The following is a 15,583-nucleotide window of genomic DNA, read 5'->3' on the forward strand; positions in this document are numbered from 1 at the left end:
GTCTGCGCGACGGCCCCTGCGCCCGGGGGCAGGGGCGAGTCTGCTCCACATTCGCGCGATTACGCGTGCGCAAAGGGCACCGGGCAGGGCGCTTGGCTTAGAATGCCGCTTTGCCTGCGCTTTTCATGACCGATTTCGCCCATCTCTTCTCGTCCGATGGCCCGCTGGTGCAGGCGATTCCCGGCTATCGCCCGCGTCCGCAGCAGGTCGAGATGGCGCAGAAGATCGGCGAAGCCATTCGTGGCAACCGGGTGCTGGTGGCCGAGGCGGGCACCGGGACGGGCAAGACCTTTGCCTATCTCGTGCCGGCGCTGATGTCGGGCGGCAAGGTGATTGTCTCCACCGGCACGAAGACGCTGCAGGATCAGCTTTTCAATCGGGACCTGCCCACGGTGCGGGCCGCGCTCAAGGTGCCGGTGTCGATTGCGCTGCTCAAGGGGCGCGCCAATTACGTGTGCCATTACCACCTCGAGCGTAACGAGCGCGACGGGCGCTTCCAGACGCCGCAGGATGCGGCCGACCTGCGCGCCATTTCGCGCTTCGCCCGCCTGACCCAGAGCGGCGACAAGGCCGAATGCACCGATGTGCGCGAAGACTCCGCAGCGTGGATCGCGGCGACCTCCACCCGCGACAACTGCCTCGGACAGGACTGCCCGCAGGTGAAGGAGTGCTTCGTCATGCAGGCGCGCCGCACAGCGATGGAAGCCGATGTGGTGGTGGTGAACCATCACCTCTTCTTTGCCGACGTGATGCTGCGCGACGAGGGCATGGGCGAATTGCTGCCTGCCTGCAATGCCGTGATCTTCGACGAGGCGCATCAGCTGCCCGAGACGGCCAGCCTGTTCTTTGGCGAGACGGTGTCGACTTCACAGGTGCTGGAGCTGGCGCGCGATACGCGCTCGGAGACCGTATCCGGCGCACGCGACTGCATCGCCCTGATCGACGAGACACGGGCGCTCGAAAAGGCTGCGCGCGACCTGCGCCTGGTGTTCGGTACCGAGAGTACCCGCATGGCGGCGGCGCAGGCGGCGGAGAAGGAAGACTTCACCGCGCAGGTGGATGCGCTTGCCGCGGCGCTCGACAAGATGGAGGCGGTGCTCGATACCCAGGCTGAACGCTCGGAGGGGCTCGCGAACTGCTTGCGCCGTGCGCAGGAGATGAGCGAGCGGCTGCGGCGCTGGCTCAGCCCTGACGAGAAGGACCTGATCCGCTGGGTTGAGATCTTTGCCCAGTCGCTGGCCCTCAACGCCACGCCGCTGCATGTGTCGGACGTTTTCAAGCGTCAGCTCGAAGCGCAGCCGCGAGCCTGGGTGTTTACCTCGGCCACGCTCGCGGTGGGCAAGGCTGACTTCGGTCACTACAACCGCGAGCTCGGGCTGGCGTGGATGGACCCGCCGCCGATGACCGCGGTCTGGGGCAGCCCCTTCGACTACGCCACCCAGGCGCTCCTGTATGCGCCGCAAGGCATGCCCGACCCCAACTCGCCCGACTACATCGAGGCGGTTGCCCGTACCGCGCTGCCGCTGATCCGCGCCGCGCGCGGGCGCGCTTTCGTGCTGTGCACCTCCCTGCGCGCGATGCGCCGGGTGCACGAGCTGATCGCGGACGGTCTGCAGCAGGCCAATGACCCGCTGCCTTTGCTGCTGCAGGGTGAAGGGTCGCGCACCGAACTGTTGGACCGTTTCCGCAAGCTGGGCAATGCGGTGCTCGTGGCCAGCCAGAGCTTCTGGGAAGGCGTCGATGTGCCCGGCGATGCGCTCTCGCTGGTGGTGATCGACAAGCTGCCCTTTGCGCCGCCTGACGATCCGGTGCTTGCCGCTCGTGTCGAGCACATGCAGCGTCAGGGGCTGAGTCCCTTCATCCACCATCAGTTGCCACGCGCGGTCATCAGCATGAAGCAGGGTGCCGGGCGGCTGATCCGTACCGAGCGCGACAGCGGCGTGCTGTGCATCTGCGACCCGCGCATGATCGAGAAGTCCTACGGCAAGGTGGTGTGGCGCAGCCTGCCACCGATGCGCCGGACCCGTGTCGAGGGCGAAGCGGTTGCCTTCCTCGAAACCCTGCCGCCACCGCGAAGCGCCGACTGAATCCGGGTGTGCCGCACACCGGCACAGCCTGTTCGCGATCAAGTCCGGCCTGCGCCGGCTTGTTGTATGCTCTTTGTCCCGAACAAAGAGACGTCGGTCAGACGCACGATAATGAAAGTTTTTGGCATTGCCGGCTGGTCCGGCTCGGGCAAGACCACGCTGGTGGAGAAGCTGATCCCCGAGATCACCTCCCGCGGTCTGCGCGTATCGGTGATCAAGCACGCCCACCATGGTTTCGATCTCGACCGTCCGGGCAAGGACTCCTACCGCCATCGCGAGGCGGGCGCCACCCAGGTGCTGATGTTGTCCAACGATCGCTGGGTGCTGATGCATGAACTGCGCGGGCGCGCCGAGCCAACGCTCGAAGAGCAGTTGCGCCTGCTCGCGCCCTGCGATGTGGTCCTGATCGAGGGCTACAAGGCCGCTGCCGTGCCCAAGATCGAGATTCACCGCCCGGCGCACGGCAAGCCACCCTTGTGGCCGGAGAATCCGCATGTGGTGGCGGTGGCCAGCGATGCCGATATCGACTGCCCGATGCCGCGCCTGCCCCTGAACGATCCGGCTGTCGTGGTTCAATTCATTCTTGATTATCCGGAAGCCTCATGAACGCCAATATGCTCAGTTTTGATGAAGCGCTCGGCCGCATTGTCGGCTACGCACGACCAGTGCACGAGATCGACGAGATCGACACCATGATGGCCGCCGGCCGGGTGCTTGCTGTTGCGCAGCATTCGCCGATCTGCCAGCCGCCGATGGACAATTCCGCCATGGACGGCTACGCGCTGCGCGTGGCCGATGTGCCTGCGCCGGGCACCCGCCTGCCGGTGAGCCAGCGCATTCCGGCAGGCTCGGTGGGGACGACGCTCGAACCCGGCACTGCGGCCCGCATCTTTACCGGCGCGCCGCTGCCCGACGGGGCGGACGCGGTGGTCATGCAGGAGTTGTGCGAACACGACGGCGACGCGGTTATCGTCAATCACACGCCCAAACTTGGCGAGGCGGTCCGTCGCGCCGGCGAAGACGTCGCGCTCGGCGCCGAAGTGCTGGCCGCAGGTACACGCCTGCGTCCGCAGGATCTGGCGCTGGCCGCATCCGTGGGCCTGGCCCGCTTGCCGGTGCTGCGACGGATGAAGGTCGCGGTGTTTTCGACCGGCAGCGAGCTGGTGATGCCCGGTCAGCCCCTGCCACCGGGTGGCATCTACAATTCCAATCGCTTCATGCTGCGCGCGCTGCTGAGCCAGCTCGGGTGCGAGGTCGTTGATCTCGGCATCGTGCCGGACAATCTCGATGCCACGCGCAAGGTCTTGCGCGAGGCGGCCCAGGGTAATGATCTGATCGTCACCAGTGGCGGCGTGTCGGTGGGCGAGGAGGATCACGTCAAGCCTGCGGTCGAGGCCGAGGGCAGCCTGGACATGTGGAAGATCGCGATGAAGCCGGGCAAGCCGCTGGCCTACGGTCGGGTGCATGGCGCGGCCTTCATCGGTCTGCCGGGCAATCCGGTGTCGAGCTTCGTCACCTTCCTGCTGATGGTGCGACCATTCATTCTTGCCACGCAGGGCGTGAGCGAAGTCGCGCCGCAGGATGTGACGCTTACTGCGGCCTTTGACTGGACCCGCCCCGACCGGCGGCGTGAGTTCCTGCGCGCACGCATGACCAGCGAGGGCACGGTCGAACTGTTTGCCAACCAGGGCGCTGCGGCGCTCAATTCCACGACCTGGGCCAATGGTCTGGTCGATATTCCGGCGGACACGAAGATCGCGCGTGGCGAAAAGGTCCGTTTCCTGCCTTACGGCGATTTGCTATGGTGAGTTCCATGAAAGTGAGAATTCTCTATTTCGCCAGCCTTCGCGAGGCCGTGGGCCGCGCCAGCGAGGAGCTCGACGTGCCCGCAGAGGTTGGCACGCTTGGGGCCTTGCGCGCGTTTCTGGCCGCACGCGGAGAGGGCTGGGAGGCGCTTGGTGTGGGGCGCAATGTGCGGGCGGCGCTCAACCAGCGCATGTCGGGGGCGGACACAGCACTGTCCGCGGGTGACGAGGTGGCGTTCTTTCCACCGGTTACCGGAGGCTGAGCCATGAGCGTGAGCGTGCAGGAGGCAGATTTCGATACGGGGGCAGAGATTGCCGCCTTGTCAGCCGGGCGCCCTGAGGTCGGGGCCGTCGCGAGTTTTGTCGGGCTGGTGCGTGACATCAGCGAGGGGAGCGAAGTGTCGGCGATGACGCTGGAACATTACCCCGGCATGACCGAGCAGGCGCTGGAAGATATCGTGGCCGAAGCCAGACAGCGCTGGACGCTGCATGGCGTGCGTGTCATTCACCGCTTCGGGCCCTTGTTGCCCGGGGATCAGATCGTGTTCGTCGGCGTTGCCGGCGAACATCGTGGCGAATCCTTTGAGGCCTGCGCCTTCATCATGGATTACCTCAAGACCCGGGCGCCGTTCTGGAAACGGGAGGAAACGCCGGAAGGGGCGCGCTGGGTGGATGCGCGCGAGAGCGATGACTCTGCTGCCGAGCGCTGGTCCGAAGACTGGGACGAAATCGAGCAGCGCCGTTGAGGCGGTGTGCTGTGTGATGTGATGTGATGGTCCGGGAACGCGGACCATCAAAAAAACGGCGCCTGCGGGCGCCGTTTTTCTGTGGACCAGCTTGCGCCTTACTTGCGACCCTTGGACGGCGGCTGGGAAAATGCCTGGAAGGCCTGGGTCGAGGCACGGGTCATCTGTTCGAAGGCGGCGCGGGTCGTGTCCATCGCCGTCTGCATCGCGCTCATTGCATTCTGATCCGAGATCGGGATGCCCTGGAACATCTTCTGCATGGCCTCGAACACATCCTGGCTGCCGGTGCTCAGTTGCTCGCCGACCAGCTTGCCGACCTCGGCCTGGGTGCGGGTGGTGATCTCTGCCATGTCTCGCGCACAGGCGAGCATCTTTTCGGTTGTGGTCTGCGCATACTGGGTACGCAGTTCGACGGCCTGTTTGGGGTCCTTGATTGCTGCGAGCGCCTTGGCGTTCTGCACCCCTTCTTCGAAAAGGGACTTGGCCGTGGCGACCTGAATTTCCATGACGCGCTGGGAATTCTCGATTGAGAGTTGCGCCAGACGCATGGCCGCTTCAAGGTTTTTTTTCTGGAGCTCGTTGTACTGATCCTGTTGTTTCGTAGCCATGTGCAATCTCCTCGTTAGTGGTTTGGATGCAGGAGGCGGTGTGCACAAATTTCCGACGCGGTGCGATGCCAATTGGCATGCGGGCGCCACTCCCTCGCCTCTGATTGAACGATAGCACAGCAGTCTTTCGTCCTGTTGCACTGTGCGGCAATTGGCGAGCGGGCGCCGGGGCTCAGGCAGTGGCATGCCCGATTGTCGTGACGAGTTGCTCTTGCGGCTGCTGCCGTTCAGTTCTTCCTGGACGGCTGCTTTTCCGCTGCCTTGGCCGGCTTCGCTGCAGCCGCCTTTGCCGCAGCGGGTTTGGCCGCAGCCGGTTTTGCTGAGGGCGCCGGCTTTGCTTTTGCCGTGCTCTTTGTCGCCGGCTGGGTCCGCTTCGAAGGTGTTTTGGCAGCGCTGTTCGAACGTTTCGATGACGTGGATGCGGCTCTTGCGGATGTATTTCCCTTCTTGCTGGAGATCGCGCTGGTGTTCAGTTTTACCGCAGGCGGGGAGGAGAGCCGGCTGTTCCCCGGGAGTAGCCGACTGATGGCCAGCGCACCGCTGGGATCGATACCGTCGGGGACGAGCAGGGTATGGCCGGCGCTGAGCCGGCTGCCCGAGGCCAGACCATTAAGCTGCATCAGTTGCGCGAGGGTCAGGCCGTGGCGGCTGGCAATGGTGTCGAGCTTCTCGCCGGGCTCAAGGTCGTGAGTCCGCCAGCCCTTGCCCGATTGTGCGAACTCGCCCAGGCGCGCCTCGAAGTTGCTCGCACGGTCGGCAGGAACGACCAGGGTCTGGCCCGGCGCGGTAATGGCAGGGCGGTTGTAGCCGGGGTTGAGCGCAAGAAACTCTTCCAGCGACATGTCTGCAAAGGTTGCCGCCGTGGCGAGGTCGATGCCGGCCGGTGCGTTGAGGGTGACGAAATGCTGTTCGTTGGCGACGTAAGGCAGTTCGAGATGGAACATTTCCGGCTCGGCGACGATGTTCTTGATGGCCTGCAACTTGGGAACGTAGTTGCGGGTCTCGTTCGGCATCTTCAGTTCGCTGTACTCGGTCGGCAGGCCCGCATCCCGGTTGCGCTGCAGAGCGCGGCCGACTGCGCCTTCACCCCAGTTGTAGGAGGCGAGGGCAAGCTGCCAGTCGCCATGCATCTCGTAGATGTACTGCAGATAATCGAGTGCAGCGTTGGTAGATGCAATCACGTCGCGGCGCTCATCGACCCAATTGTCCTGAGTCAGATTGAAGTTGCGCCCGGTGGAGGGAATGAACTGCCACAGCCCGGATGCGTGTGCACGGGAGTAGGCGAGCGGGTTGTAGCTGCTTTCGACCATCGGCAGCAAGGCCAGCTCGGTGGGCATGCCGCGACGCTCGAGCTCATCGACGATGTAATAGAGATAGCGCCCGCCGCGGGAAAACACCTGTTTCAGGAAGCCGGGACGGTTGAGGTAGAAGATCTGCTGCTCGGCCACCAGTGGGCTGTCGAGATCCGGCATGCCAAAGCCGCGCCGGATGCGGTCCCAGATATCGTTGGCGTCGCGTGTCAGGTCGAGCGTAAGCACTCGTGGGGGCGGCTCGGCGGCAGGCGGGAGGCGCAGCGCAGGGGCGGATGGGAGTGTTGCAGACGTGTCCGTGCTGTCGGCAGCCTGAACGGTTGCGAACGCTTGCAGCGCAAAGACAAGGAAAAGCAGCGAAAAGAGCTTCGCCATCGGACCCAACCGGCGAAAAGCAAAGGAGTCTATCGGGCACCCAGAAGGGCGTCAAACGGTCTTACACATACGGAAAGACGCAACAGTTTGGGTGTTCCCTTGGTAGGATTGCGGGATTGCCCCTATTTCACGTCTTGCGGGAAACATGAAAGTTCTGGTTATCGAGGACACTGTCACCAGCGCGACGCTGGTCTGTCATCAGCTCACCAAGATGGGGCTGGCAGCTTCGCATGCGCGAGACGGAGCGAGCGGGATCGAGATGTTCAAGCGCGAACGTCCCGACCTCGTATTGCTGGACATCATCATGCCGGGTATGGATGGTTTCGAAGTTGCCCACCGCATCCGTCAGCTCGAGCAGGATGGCGACTGGACGCCGATCATTTTTCTCACTGCACGCGCGAGCGACGGCGACTTGCAGCGGGCAATCGAGGTTGGCGGAGACGACTATCTGGTCAAGCCGGTGTCCGAGGTCGTGCTCAAGGCCAAAGTCGGGGCGATGCAGCGAATCGCGCAAATGCGCTATTCGCTGCTGGTGCTCACGCGCAAACTCGATGATGCCAACCGGGAGCTTACCCGTTTGTCCTCAGTTGACGGCCTGACCGGGATCGCCAACCGTCGTCGTTTCGACGAGAGTCTGCGGCGTGAGTGGCGCCGTGCATCGCGTGCGGAATCGCCGGTGTCGCTGCTCATCGTCGATGTCGATTGCTTCAAGCCCTTCAATGACAACTACGGGCATCAGGTGGGCGACGAATGTCTCAAGGCAGTGGCGCGCACACTCGAGCAGAAATTGCGCCGCCCCACCGATCTTGTGGCACGCTACGGCGGCGAGGAGTTTGCTGCCGTCCTGCCCGAAACGGCGCTCGAAGGTGCGCTTGGGGTTGCAGAACTGATGCGCGACGGTGTCGAGTCGCTTGCCATTACGCATCGTTTTTCGGTGGCCGCAAACGTGGTGACGATCAGCGCGGGCGTGGCGAGCATGGTGCCTGCTCGAGGCGACGAGAACGGTTTTGAGCGTTTGCTGAAATCAGCGGACGATGCTTTGTACCGGGCCAAGAAGTCTGGCCGGAACCGGGTTGCAGCGGGTCTGCAGGAAGCCGGCATGGAAATCGGATTGCAAGAGTGACGAGAGCGTCCAAGAAAATTATCGTTGTGGATGACAATGAAGTCATCCGGATGGCGCTGCGTGCCATTCTCCGACAGGCGGGCTTCAACGTCGTTGGCGAGGCCCGCGACGGCGAAGCCGTGATCGAACTGGTCGAGAAGCTGGGGCCGGATCTGGTGTGCCTGGATGTGATGATGCCCGGGCGCAGTGGGCTCGAGGTTCTGACAGAGCTGCGTGAGCGTTTTCCCGCGCTGAAGGTGTTGATGATCACCGGTCTCAGCGACCGTGACACGGTGACCACGGTGGTCGATCAGGGGGCGGTGGGCATGGTGCTCAAGCCCTTCAACTCGGCACGCGTGGTCGAAACAGTGTCGCGCGTGCTGGGCCTGAGTGCGCCGGAGTAGGGCGTCGAGCGCTGCGGGCGCAAGGCGCCGGCAGCGACGCGGTGGCCTGGGTACGGAGATTATGGCTGCGTTGAGGTGAGACCTAACCCCGTGGCGTTCAGTCCGGCCGCAGGTGGCAGTGGACACTCTCCACCCTTCCGGGCTTCTAGAAGCTGTCTTTCCAGGTCCTCAGCGCGCGCAGACACGCCAGCGGGCTTTCCGGCGTTTTTCCCGTGTGTTTTCTGACTGCCTCGATCACACTCGGCTCGTTCGTGCGCAGGAAGGGATTGATGTCCTTTTCGAGTGCGATCGTGCTCGGTAGCGTGGGGCGCCCCTTAGCGCGCAAGGTTTCGCAATGTGCGGCGTAGCAGTCACGCTCCGGGTTGTCGGGGTCGGCCGCGCGGGAGAAGGCCAGGTTCGACAAGGTGTATTCGTGGGTGCAATAGACCCGGGTATCGCCATCGAGTGCTGCGAAACGGGAGAGTGCTTTTTCCAGCTGCTCCACCGTACCCTCGAAGAGGCGGCCGCAGCCCGCCGAGAACAGGGTGTCGCCGCAAAAGAGCAGGCCGGGGGCGTGATACGCAATATGTCCGGCCGTATGCGCAGGCACATCGAGTACCGTCAGCTTGAGGCCGAGTCCGGGAAGGGTGACGCTGTCGCCATCCGACAGCGGGTTGCTGACGCCGGCAATGTGCTCGCTTGCAGGGCCGAATACCGGCACCGGACAGGCCTTCAGCAGCGCGGGCAGGCCGCCGACGTGGTCGGCATGATGGTGGGTGACCAGGACGGCGGACAGCGTCAGACCATGCGCCGAAAGATAGTCGAGGACGGGCGAGGCATCACCTGGATCGACAGCGACCGCGTGGCGATCGTCGTGAATCAGCCAGATGTAGTTATCGCGGAAGGCAGGAAGAGGGATAATGTTCATCTTCAGGATTTTGAAGCGCTGTCGATTCGTGTCAATCCCCGGTTTGTCGGAATGGCTGGAAACACCCCAGGGACGCTATCTGCTCGAGTGGGAGCAGAAGCGTCTGGAGGCGGTGGTGGCCGACATCTTCGGCTACAACGCGATGCAGCTCGGATTGCCCGGCCTGGATCTCCTGAGCGCGAACCGCATGCCTTTCCGTTTCCGGTGTGCCAGCCGTGGCGATGTCGCGGTTGTCGCCTCGTATGAAGACCTGCCTTTCGCAAGTGGGAGCCTCGACCTGGTCGTCTTGCCCCACGTGCTCGAGTTTTCTTCTCGCCCCCATCAGGTGCTACGCGAGGTCGAACGTGTGCTGGTGGCGGAAGGCAGCGTGGTGATCAGTGGCTTCAACCCCTACAGTCTGTGGGGTGTGCGCCGGCTGGCTGCGCGCAAGGGCGGAGTCATGCCGTGGACCGGACAGTATCTGTCGGTGCCGCGGATCAGGGACTGGTTCTCGCTGCTCGGATTCGAAACCCAGGCAGGCGGTTTTGGCTGTTATGTACCCGCTGTCACCACGCCCGAATGGCTGGACCGGTGGCGCTTCATGGACAGGTTTGGACCGCGCTGGTGGCCGGTGTGCGGAGCGGCATATGTGGTTCAGGGCATCAAGCGGGTGCAGGGCACACGGCTGATCATGCCCAACTGGAACGAACGACGTGCCAGTTCAAAACGCTTGTCGGCCGTGGCCCAGCGTGAAATTCATCCGGGAAGTACAAGGAAAACCCAATAGAAATGGAAGAAGTCGATATTTACACCGATGGTGCGTGCAGCGGCAATCCCGGTCCGGGCGGCTGGGGGGCGATTCTGCGCAGCGGTGGTCATGAGAAGGAAATCTGGGGTGGCGAGCTCCAGACCACCAACAACCGCATGGAGATGATGGCAGTCATCCGCGCTTTCGAGCTCCTCAAGCGGCCGGTGACGGTGCGCGTGCATACCGACAGCCAGTATGTGCAGAAGGGCATCTCGGAGTGGATCAAGGGCTGGAAGGCGCGGGGCTGGAAGACGGCCTCGAAGGAGCCGGTCAAGAACGCAGACCTGTGGCGCACGCTGGATGCGGCAGTTGCCATGCACCAGGTGAAGTGGCTGTGGGTGAAGGGACATGCGGGCCACCCCGAGAACGAACGGGCCGACGAACTCGCACGGCGCGGGGTCGAAGAGATACGCAAGACGGGCCGGACGGCGCAGGCATGAAACACGAAGGAAAGTACTGATGAGACAGATTGTTCTCGATACCGAAACCACCGGTCTGGACTGGCGCAACGGTGACCGGGTGATTGAAATCGGCTGTGTCGAGTTGCTCAACCGCAATCTGACCGGGCGCCATTATCACGTCTTCATCAATCCCGAGCGCGCAATCGACGCCGAGGCTGAGGCGGTCCACGGTATTTCGCTGGAGTTCCTCGCCGACAAGCCGAAGTTCGCGGGCGTCGCGAACAGCTTCGAGGAGTTTGTGCGCGATGCGGAACTGGTCATTCACAATGCCAGCTTTGACGTCGGCTTTCTCAATCACGAGTTGAACCTGCTGGGGCGGCCGCCGATCGATCAGTTGTGCTGCGGCGTGGTCGACACGCTGAAGATGGCGAAGGAGCAGAATCCGGGCAAGAAGGCCTCGCTCGATGCCTTGTGCGACCGCTTCGCGATCGATAACGGCCATCGGACGCTACACGGCGCATTGCTCGATGCGGAGTTGCTTGCCGAGGTCTATCTGGCAATGACGCGTGGTCAGGAGAGCCTGATCATGACGCTTGAGGAAGAGCCCGGTTCGGCTCAGTTCGACGCTGCCGGTGGCGGATTCGAGCGGCCCCCGCAGCTGATTCAGCGCGCGTCTGCAGCCGAGCTGGAAGCGCACGATCAGCTCTTGGCGGACATTTCCAAGGCAAACAAGGGTTTGTGTCTGTGGCTGCCGCCGGAGCCGGCGGTCGAGGAAGCTGCCTGAGGACAGCGACGCCCGGGGCGCCCGCAATGGGCGCCCCGGGCAGGCGTCAGCCGCCGCGGATGCGGGTTGTCTTGTGGCTGATCCGGAGTTTTTCCAGACCTCTGAGAATGTCGCGACGCGAGATCTGTCCGATCAGACGCTGGCCTTCCACCACCGGCAGGCAGCGGTAGGTCTGTCCAAGAAAGAGTTCGATGGCGTCGATCAGACTGCTGTCGCCAGTGACTGACACCACGTTCTTGCTCATGTAGTCGCGGACGAGTCCGGCCTGTTGCTCGAAGTAGGATGCGTTGAGCGCGACCTTCAGGCAGTCCTTCTCCGACAGGAAACCAATCAGATGACCGTTGCTATTGGCCACCGGAGCACCGCTTAGACCGTGTTCAAGAAGAGTGTGGATGGCATGCAGAACCTCGTCTTCGGGATGAAGCGCCAGGTGGTCGCCGATCATGTAGTCCTTGACGAGCAGTGAATGGAGCATCGCGCCTCCTAAATGGTGATCAGGTTTGTTGTTGTTCGGCCTGTGCCTTCATGCGGGCCAGCCGTTTGGGGCAGGGGTTCTCGCAGCCGCCTTCGCATTCGAGGCCGACCGCGCCAAGCCCGCCGCAACTGCCGGCAATTGGCTTGCGCCCAAATATGACGCCGATGGCCATCGCTGCAATCACGATGCCAACGACAAGCAGTGCAAGAATGAATGTACTCATGTCGGTTCCAGTTGAAGTCGCAATGATATACGGGGTGGACAATACCGCGGGCAGCTTCGTTCTTAAAGAACGAGTGTGCCGCCCGGCAGGCTGCCGGCCTGCTCTAGGCGCGTGACAGTGGGCAGCAGGTCGAGCCCGGTCGCCGCCTTCAGCATGCTGGCGCGTTCGCGCAGTTCCGCCAGCGGACGGTTCAGGCTGTCGCCTGCGGCGCCAAAAGCGACCACATTGCCGCTGTCGCAGGACGGGAAAGCGATCGCACGATCATCGAAAGCCGTGAGGATACGATCCACGCTGGCCTTGTAGCCCCGCGAACGGCCGAAGAGGTTCACCGACATCAGTCCCTGATCCGACAGCCGTGTGCGCACGGCCTGGTAGAAGGGCAGGGTGTCGAGCACGCCGGCGCGGGCGTTACGGTCGAAGCCGTCGACCAGGATGTAGTCATAGCGCGTGTCCTTTTCCATCACATACTGGGCACCGTCACCGATATGGATCGAGAAGCGCGCGTCCTCCTGCGGCAGGCGGAAGAACTGGCGTGCGGCCGCGACCACCGAAGGGGCGATCTCGACCACCTGAATGCGGCTCTGCGGCAGATGATGGTGGATGAAACGGGTCAGCGAGGCCGCGCCCAGTCCGATGAGCAGCACCCGTCGCGGCCATTCACCGGCATCCTCCGCCAGACCGTCGCGCAGCAGCAGGCCTGCCATCATCTCGCGGGTATAGGCAAGCTCCAGTGCATTGGGTTTGCGGATACGCATGGCGCCCTGCACCCACTCCGAGCCGAAGTGAAGGTAGCGGACGCCGGCTTCTTCGGAAATGTCGATCGGCGTACTCATGTACTCATCCGTTTCAGTGCATACAGTTGTTCGAGTGCCTCGCGCGGGCTGAGGCTGTCCGGGTCGACATCGGCCAGTGCGGTGAGTACCGGGTGCGACAGCGGGGCTGTTTCGGGTTCGGGCAGGGTGGCAAAGAGGTCGGCCTGGGGGCCGTTGCCGATCTCGCGATTCTCCAGTGCGCGCAGGCGGCGCTTGGCGTCGCGGATGACGGTGGCCGGAATGCCGGCCAGCGCGGCGACTTCGATCCCGTAACTCTGGCTCGCGGGGCCTTCTTCCAGTGCATGGAGGAAGACGATGCGATGACCGTGCTCGACCGCGTCCAGGTGCACGTTGGCGCACTCAGGGTATTCGGTGTTGAGCCGTGTGAGTTCGAAGTAGTGGGTGGCGAACAGCGTGAGGCTGCGGTTCTTCTCCAGCAGGTGACGGGCGATGGAGAAGGCCAGCGCGAGACCGTCGAAGGTGGAGGTGCCACGGCCGATCTCGTCCATCAGCACCAGGCTGTGTTCGGTGGCGCCGTGCAGGATGGCCGAGGCTTCGGTCATCTCGACCATGAAGGTGGAGCGTCCGGAGGCGAGGTCGTCCGAGGCGCCGATCCGGGTGAAGATCGCATCGAGCGGCCCGAGGGTGGCGCTTTGGGCCGGGACGAAGCTGCCCACGTGCGCGAGCAGGCAGATCAGTGCAACCTGCCGCATGAATGTGGATTTACCGCCCATGTTGGGGCCGGTGATCATCAGCATGCGCCGGGTGGGCGCGAGCCGGGCATCGTTCTGGATGAAGTCCTCGACCTGGCGCTCGACCACAGGGTGGCGTCCACCGGCGATGGCAATGCCGGGTTGATCGGAGAACATCGGTGCGACATAGCCATAGCGCAGGGCGGCGTCGGCAAAGGCGGCGAGCCCGTCGAGCGTGGCCAGCGCACGGGCGATGGCCTGCAGCGGCGGGATGTGCTGGGCCAGGGCGTCGAGGATCTGTTCGTAGAGCAGTTTCTCGCGCGCAAGTGCGCGCTCCTGTGCCGACAATGCCTTGTCCTCGAAGGCTTTGAGCTCGGGGGTGATGTAGCGCTCGGCGTTCTTCAGAGTCTGGCGGCGGCGATAGTCTTCGGGCACCTTGTCGGCGTGCAGGCGGCTGACTTCGATGTAGAAGCCGTGCACGCGGTTGAATTCGACCTTCAGCCCCGGAATCCCGCTGCGCTCGCGTTCGCGCACCTCAAGCGCCATCAGGAACTCGCCGCAGTTGGTCTGGATGTCGCGTAATTCGTCGAGTTCGGCATCGAAGCCGGTCGCGATCACGCCGCCGTCGCGCACCATGGCTGCCGGTTCGTCGGTGATCGCACGGCCGAGGAGCTCGAGTGCGTCAGGCGAGATTGCCAGCCCGGCAGCGATGCCCGCCAGCAGTTCGCTGCGGGTCGAGGCCAGCGCATCAGCAAGTTGTGGCAGGCGCGCCAGGCTCTCGCGCAGGGCCGACAGATCGCGCGGCCGTGCGCTGCGCAGGGCGATGCGGGCGGTGATGCGGTCCACGTCGGCCACGCCGCGCAAGGCGCTGCGCACAGCGGATGCGATCTGGCCGTCGCCCTCACCGACGAGTTCGGCAACCGCATGATGGCGGGCAGCGGGCAGCCTGCGGTCGCGCAGCGGATGATGCAGCGCGTGGCGCATCCAGCGCGAGCCCATGCTGGTGACGCAGGTGTCGAGCAGCGACAGCAGGGTGGGCGAGCTTTCGCCGCGCAGGGTTTCGGTGAGCTCCAGGTTGCGCCGGGTCGCGGCGTCGAGGCGGAGGTATTCCGATTCGCGTTCGACGGTCAGGCCGGTGATGTGGGTCAGGCTCTGGCGCTGGGTGGTCTTGGCGTAGTCGTAGAGTGCCGCGGCTGCGCCGAGCGCCACTGGCAGTTCATCAACACCGAAGCCGGCGAGGTCGCGGGTGGCGAAGTGGCCGGTGAGCATACGCACGCCGGTTTCGGCATCGAACTGCCAGTCGGCCAGGCGGCGCAGCGCGGGGGACAGGCTCTCGATCAGCGGCAGCGCGAGGCCGTCGGGAATGAGCACCTCGGCCGGGCGCAGGCGCTCGAACTGAGCCTGCAGCGATTCGGCCGGACACTCCATCAGGCGCAGATCGCCATTGGCGAGGTTGAGCCAGGCCAGACCGAGCACGCCACGATGCAGGTTTGCCGACAGCAGCAGCGCGTCGCGGCGGTCGTCGAGCAGCGCCGCGTCGGTGAGCGTGCCGGGCGTGACGATGCGGCTGACAGCGCGCTCCATCGGGCCCTTGGTGGCACCGGGCTCGCCGACCTGCTCGGCGATCACCACGGATTCACCCAGCTTGACCAGGCGCGTCAGGTATTGCTCGACGGCATGGAAGGGCACGCCGGCCATCTTGATCGGCTTGCCGGCGGACTGGCCGCGGGTGGTCAGCGTGATGTCGAGCAGGCGCGCAGCCTTCTCGGCATCTTCGAAGAAGAGCTCGTAGAAGTCGCCCATGCGATAGAAGAGCAGCGTGTCCGGGTGCTGCGTCTTGATGCGCAGATATTGCACCATCATCGGCGTGTGGCCGGGGAAGTCGTCTGCAGTGGGCGCGGTGTCTTGCCGGGTTTTCAAGGTCTGTTTTCTTCCGTTGTGGTCCGGGCGGACGTCGAGTGCGACAAACCCGGCAGTTTACCGCATCACCGACCAACTCCCGGCATCCGTCCCGGAATTCGGATGCTGGTGTGTGTGATGCAGGCTGCGATCCGCCATTGCCCCG

At 64.0% G+C, this 15,583-nt stretch carries 17 protein-coding genes; 10 read left to right on the top strand and 7 right to left on the bottom strand.

Going from position 1 to position 15,583, the window contains the following annotated elements; genetic code table 11:
- Positions 1 to 125 precede the first annotated feature (125 nt).
- The 5 genes from CEW87_RS14375 to moaE all read left to right on the top strand — a co-directional run bounded on the left by CEW87_RS14375 (position 126) and on the right by moaE (position 4,638).
- The gene (locus CEW87_RS14375) at positions 126 to 2,087 is read left to right on the top strand and encodes an ATP-dependent DNA helicase (RefSeq protein WP_108974029.1); all 1,962 of its coding nucleotides are present in this window, start codon (positions 126 to 128) and stop codon (positions 2,085 to 2,087) included.
- 111 nt (positions 2,088 to 2,198) lie between these two features.
- Entirely contained in the window at positions 2,199 to 2,693 is a 495-nt protein-coding gene (gene mobB / locus CEW87_RS14380) for a molybdopterin-guanine dinucleotide biosynthesis protein B (protein WP_108951124.1), read from the top strand.
- Positions 2,690 to 3,895, top strand: a complete 1,206-nt coding sequence (gene glp, locus CEW87_RS14385; protein WP_108974031.1) for a gephyrin-like molybdotransferase Glp — start codon at positions 2,690 to 2,692, stop codon at positions 3,893 to 3,895. Before mobB ends, glp begins: the two co-directional genes overlap by 4 nt.
- Positions 3,896 to 3,900: 5 nt before the next feature.
- Positions 3,901 to 4,155, top strand: coding sequence for a molybdopterin converting factor subunit 1 (moaD, locus tag CEW87_RS14390; RefSeq protein ID WP_108951125.1), 255 nt, complete (start codon positions 3,901 to 3,903; stop codon positions 4,153 to 4,155).
- Between the two features lie 3 nt (positions 4,156 to 4,158).
- A complete protein-coding gene (gene moaE / locus CEW87_RS14395; RefSeq protein WP_108974033.1) occupies positions 4,159 to 4,638 on the top strand; it encodes a molybdopterin synthase catalytic subunit MoaE in 480 nt (159 codons plus the stop codon).
- Between the two features lie 98 nt (positions 4,639 to 4,736).
- On the opposite strand, the gene CEW87_RS14400 is transcribed toward moaE, so the two are convergent.
- Positions 4,737 to 5,246 (bottom strand): phasin family protein, encoded by a 510-nt coding sequence (locus CEW87_RS14400; RefSeq protein WP_108974035.1) that lies wholly within the window; start codon positions 5,244 to 5,246, stop codon positions 4,737 to 4,739.
- A gap of 227 nt (positions 5,247 to 5,473) precedes the next feature.
- Positions 5,474 to 6,931: a transglycosylase SLT domain-containing protein gene (locus CEW87_RS14405; protein ID WP_108974037.1), complete on the bottom strand. Its 1,458-nt coding sequence runs from the start codon at positions 6,929 to 6,931 to the stop codon at positions 5,474 to 5,476.
- 145 nt (positions 6,932 to 7,076) lie between these two features.
- On the opposite strand from CEW87_RS14405, the gene CEW87_RS14410 reads away from it, so the two are divergent.
- Positions 7,077 to 8,054, top strand: a complete 978-nt coding sequence (locus CEW87_RS14410; RefSeq protein WP_108974039.1) for a diguanylate cyclase — start codon at positions 7,077 to 7,079, stop codon at positions 8,052 to 8,054.
- Positions 8,051 to 8,437 (top strand): response regulator, encoded by a 387-nt coding sequence (locus CEW87_RS14415; RefSeq protein ID WP_108974040.1) that lies wholly within the window; start codon positions 8,051 to 8,053, stop codon positions 8,435 to 8,437. Before CEW87_RS14410 ends, CEW87_RS14415 begins: the two co-directional genes overlap by 4 nt.
- 145 nt (positions 8,438 to 8,582) lie before the next feature.
- Here the strand turns inward: CEW87_RS14415 and gloB are convergent, their stop codons facing one another.
- Positions 8,583 to 9,344: a hydroxyacylglutathione hydrolase gene (gene gloB, locus CEW87_RS14420; RefSeq protein ID WP_108974041.1), complete on the bottom strand. Its 762-nt coding sequence runs from the start codon at positions 9,342 to 9,344 to the stop codon at positions 8,583 to 8,585.
- A gap of 28 nt (positions 9,345 to 9,372) precedes the next feature.
- On the opposite strand from gloB, the gene CEW87_RS14425 reads away from it, so the two are divergent.
- Genes CEW87_RS14425 through dnaQ form a run of 3 tightly spaced genes read left to right on the top strand, consistent with a single transcriptional unit; the run spans position 9,373 to position 11,316 of the window.
- Positions 9,373 to 10,110, top strand: a complete 738-nt coding sequence (locus CEW87_RS14425) for a class I SAM-dependent methyltransferase (protein WP_234421540.1) — start codon at positions 9,373 to 9,375, stop codon at positions 10,108 to 10,110.
- Between the two features lie 2 nt (positions 10,111 to 10,112).
- Positions 10,113 to 10,571: a ribonuclease HI gene (gene rnhA, locus CEW87_RS14430; RefSeq protein WP_108947771.1), complete on the top strand. Its 459-nt coding sequence runs from the start codon at positions 10,113 to 10,115 to the stop codon at positions 10,569 to 10,571.
- 19 nt (positions 10,572 to 10,590) lie between these two features.
- Complete coding sequence (gene dnaQ / locus CEW87_RS14435; protein ID WP_108974045.1) at positions 10,591 to 11,316, top strand: DNA polymerase III subunit epsilon; 726 nt, start codon at positions 10,591 to 10,593, stop codon at positions 11,314 to 11,316.
- Between the two features lie 46 nt (positions 11,317 to 11,362).
- Here the strand turns inward: dnaQ and CEW87_RS14440 are convergent, their stop codons facing one another.
- The 4 genes from CEW87_RS14440 to mutS all read right to left on the bottom strand — a co-directional run bounded on the left by CEW87_RS14440 (position 11,363) and on the right by mutS (position 15,378).
- Positions 11,363 to 11,791, bottom strand: coding sequence for a CBS domain-containing protein (locus CEW87_RS14440; protein WP_108974047.1), 429 nt, complete (start codon positions 11,789 to 11,791; stop codon positions 11,363 to 11,365).
- Between the two features lie 19 nt (positions 11,792 to 11,810).
- Positions 11,811 to 12,014, bottom strand: coding sequence for a (Na+)-NQR maturation NqrM (nqrM, locus tag CEW87_RS14445; RefSeq protein WP_108974048.1), 204 nt, complete (start codon positions 12,012 to 12,014; stop codon positions 11,811 to 11,813).
- A 62-nt stretch (positions 12,015 to 12,076) separates the two neighbouring features.
- The gene (locus CEW87_RS14450; protein WP_108974050.1) at positions 12,077 to 12,847 is read right to left on the bottom strand and encodes a fused MFS/spermidine synthase; all 771 of its coding nucleotides are present in this window, start codon (positions 12,845 to 12,847) and stop codon (positions 12,077 to 12,079) included.
- Positions 12,844 to 15,378, bottom strand: coding sequence for a DNA mismatch repair protein MutS (mutS, locus tag CEW87_RS14455; protein ID WP_420094144.1), 2,535 nt, complete (start codon positions 15,376 to 15,378; stop codon positions 12,844 to 12,846). Before mutS ends, CEW87_RS14450 begins: the two co-directional genes overlap by 4 nt.
- Positions 15,379 to 15,583 lie beyond the last annotated feature (205 nt).

It is taken from the genome of Parazoarcus communis, from assembly GCF_003111665.1.
GTDB lineage: Bacteria > Pseudomonadota > Gammaproteobacteria > Burkholderiales > Rhodocyclaceae > Parazoarcus > Parazoarcus communis_B.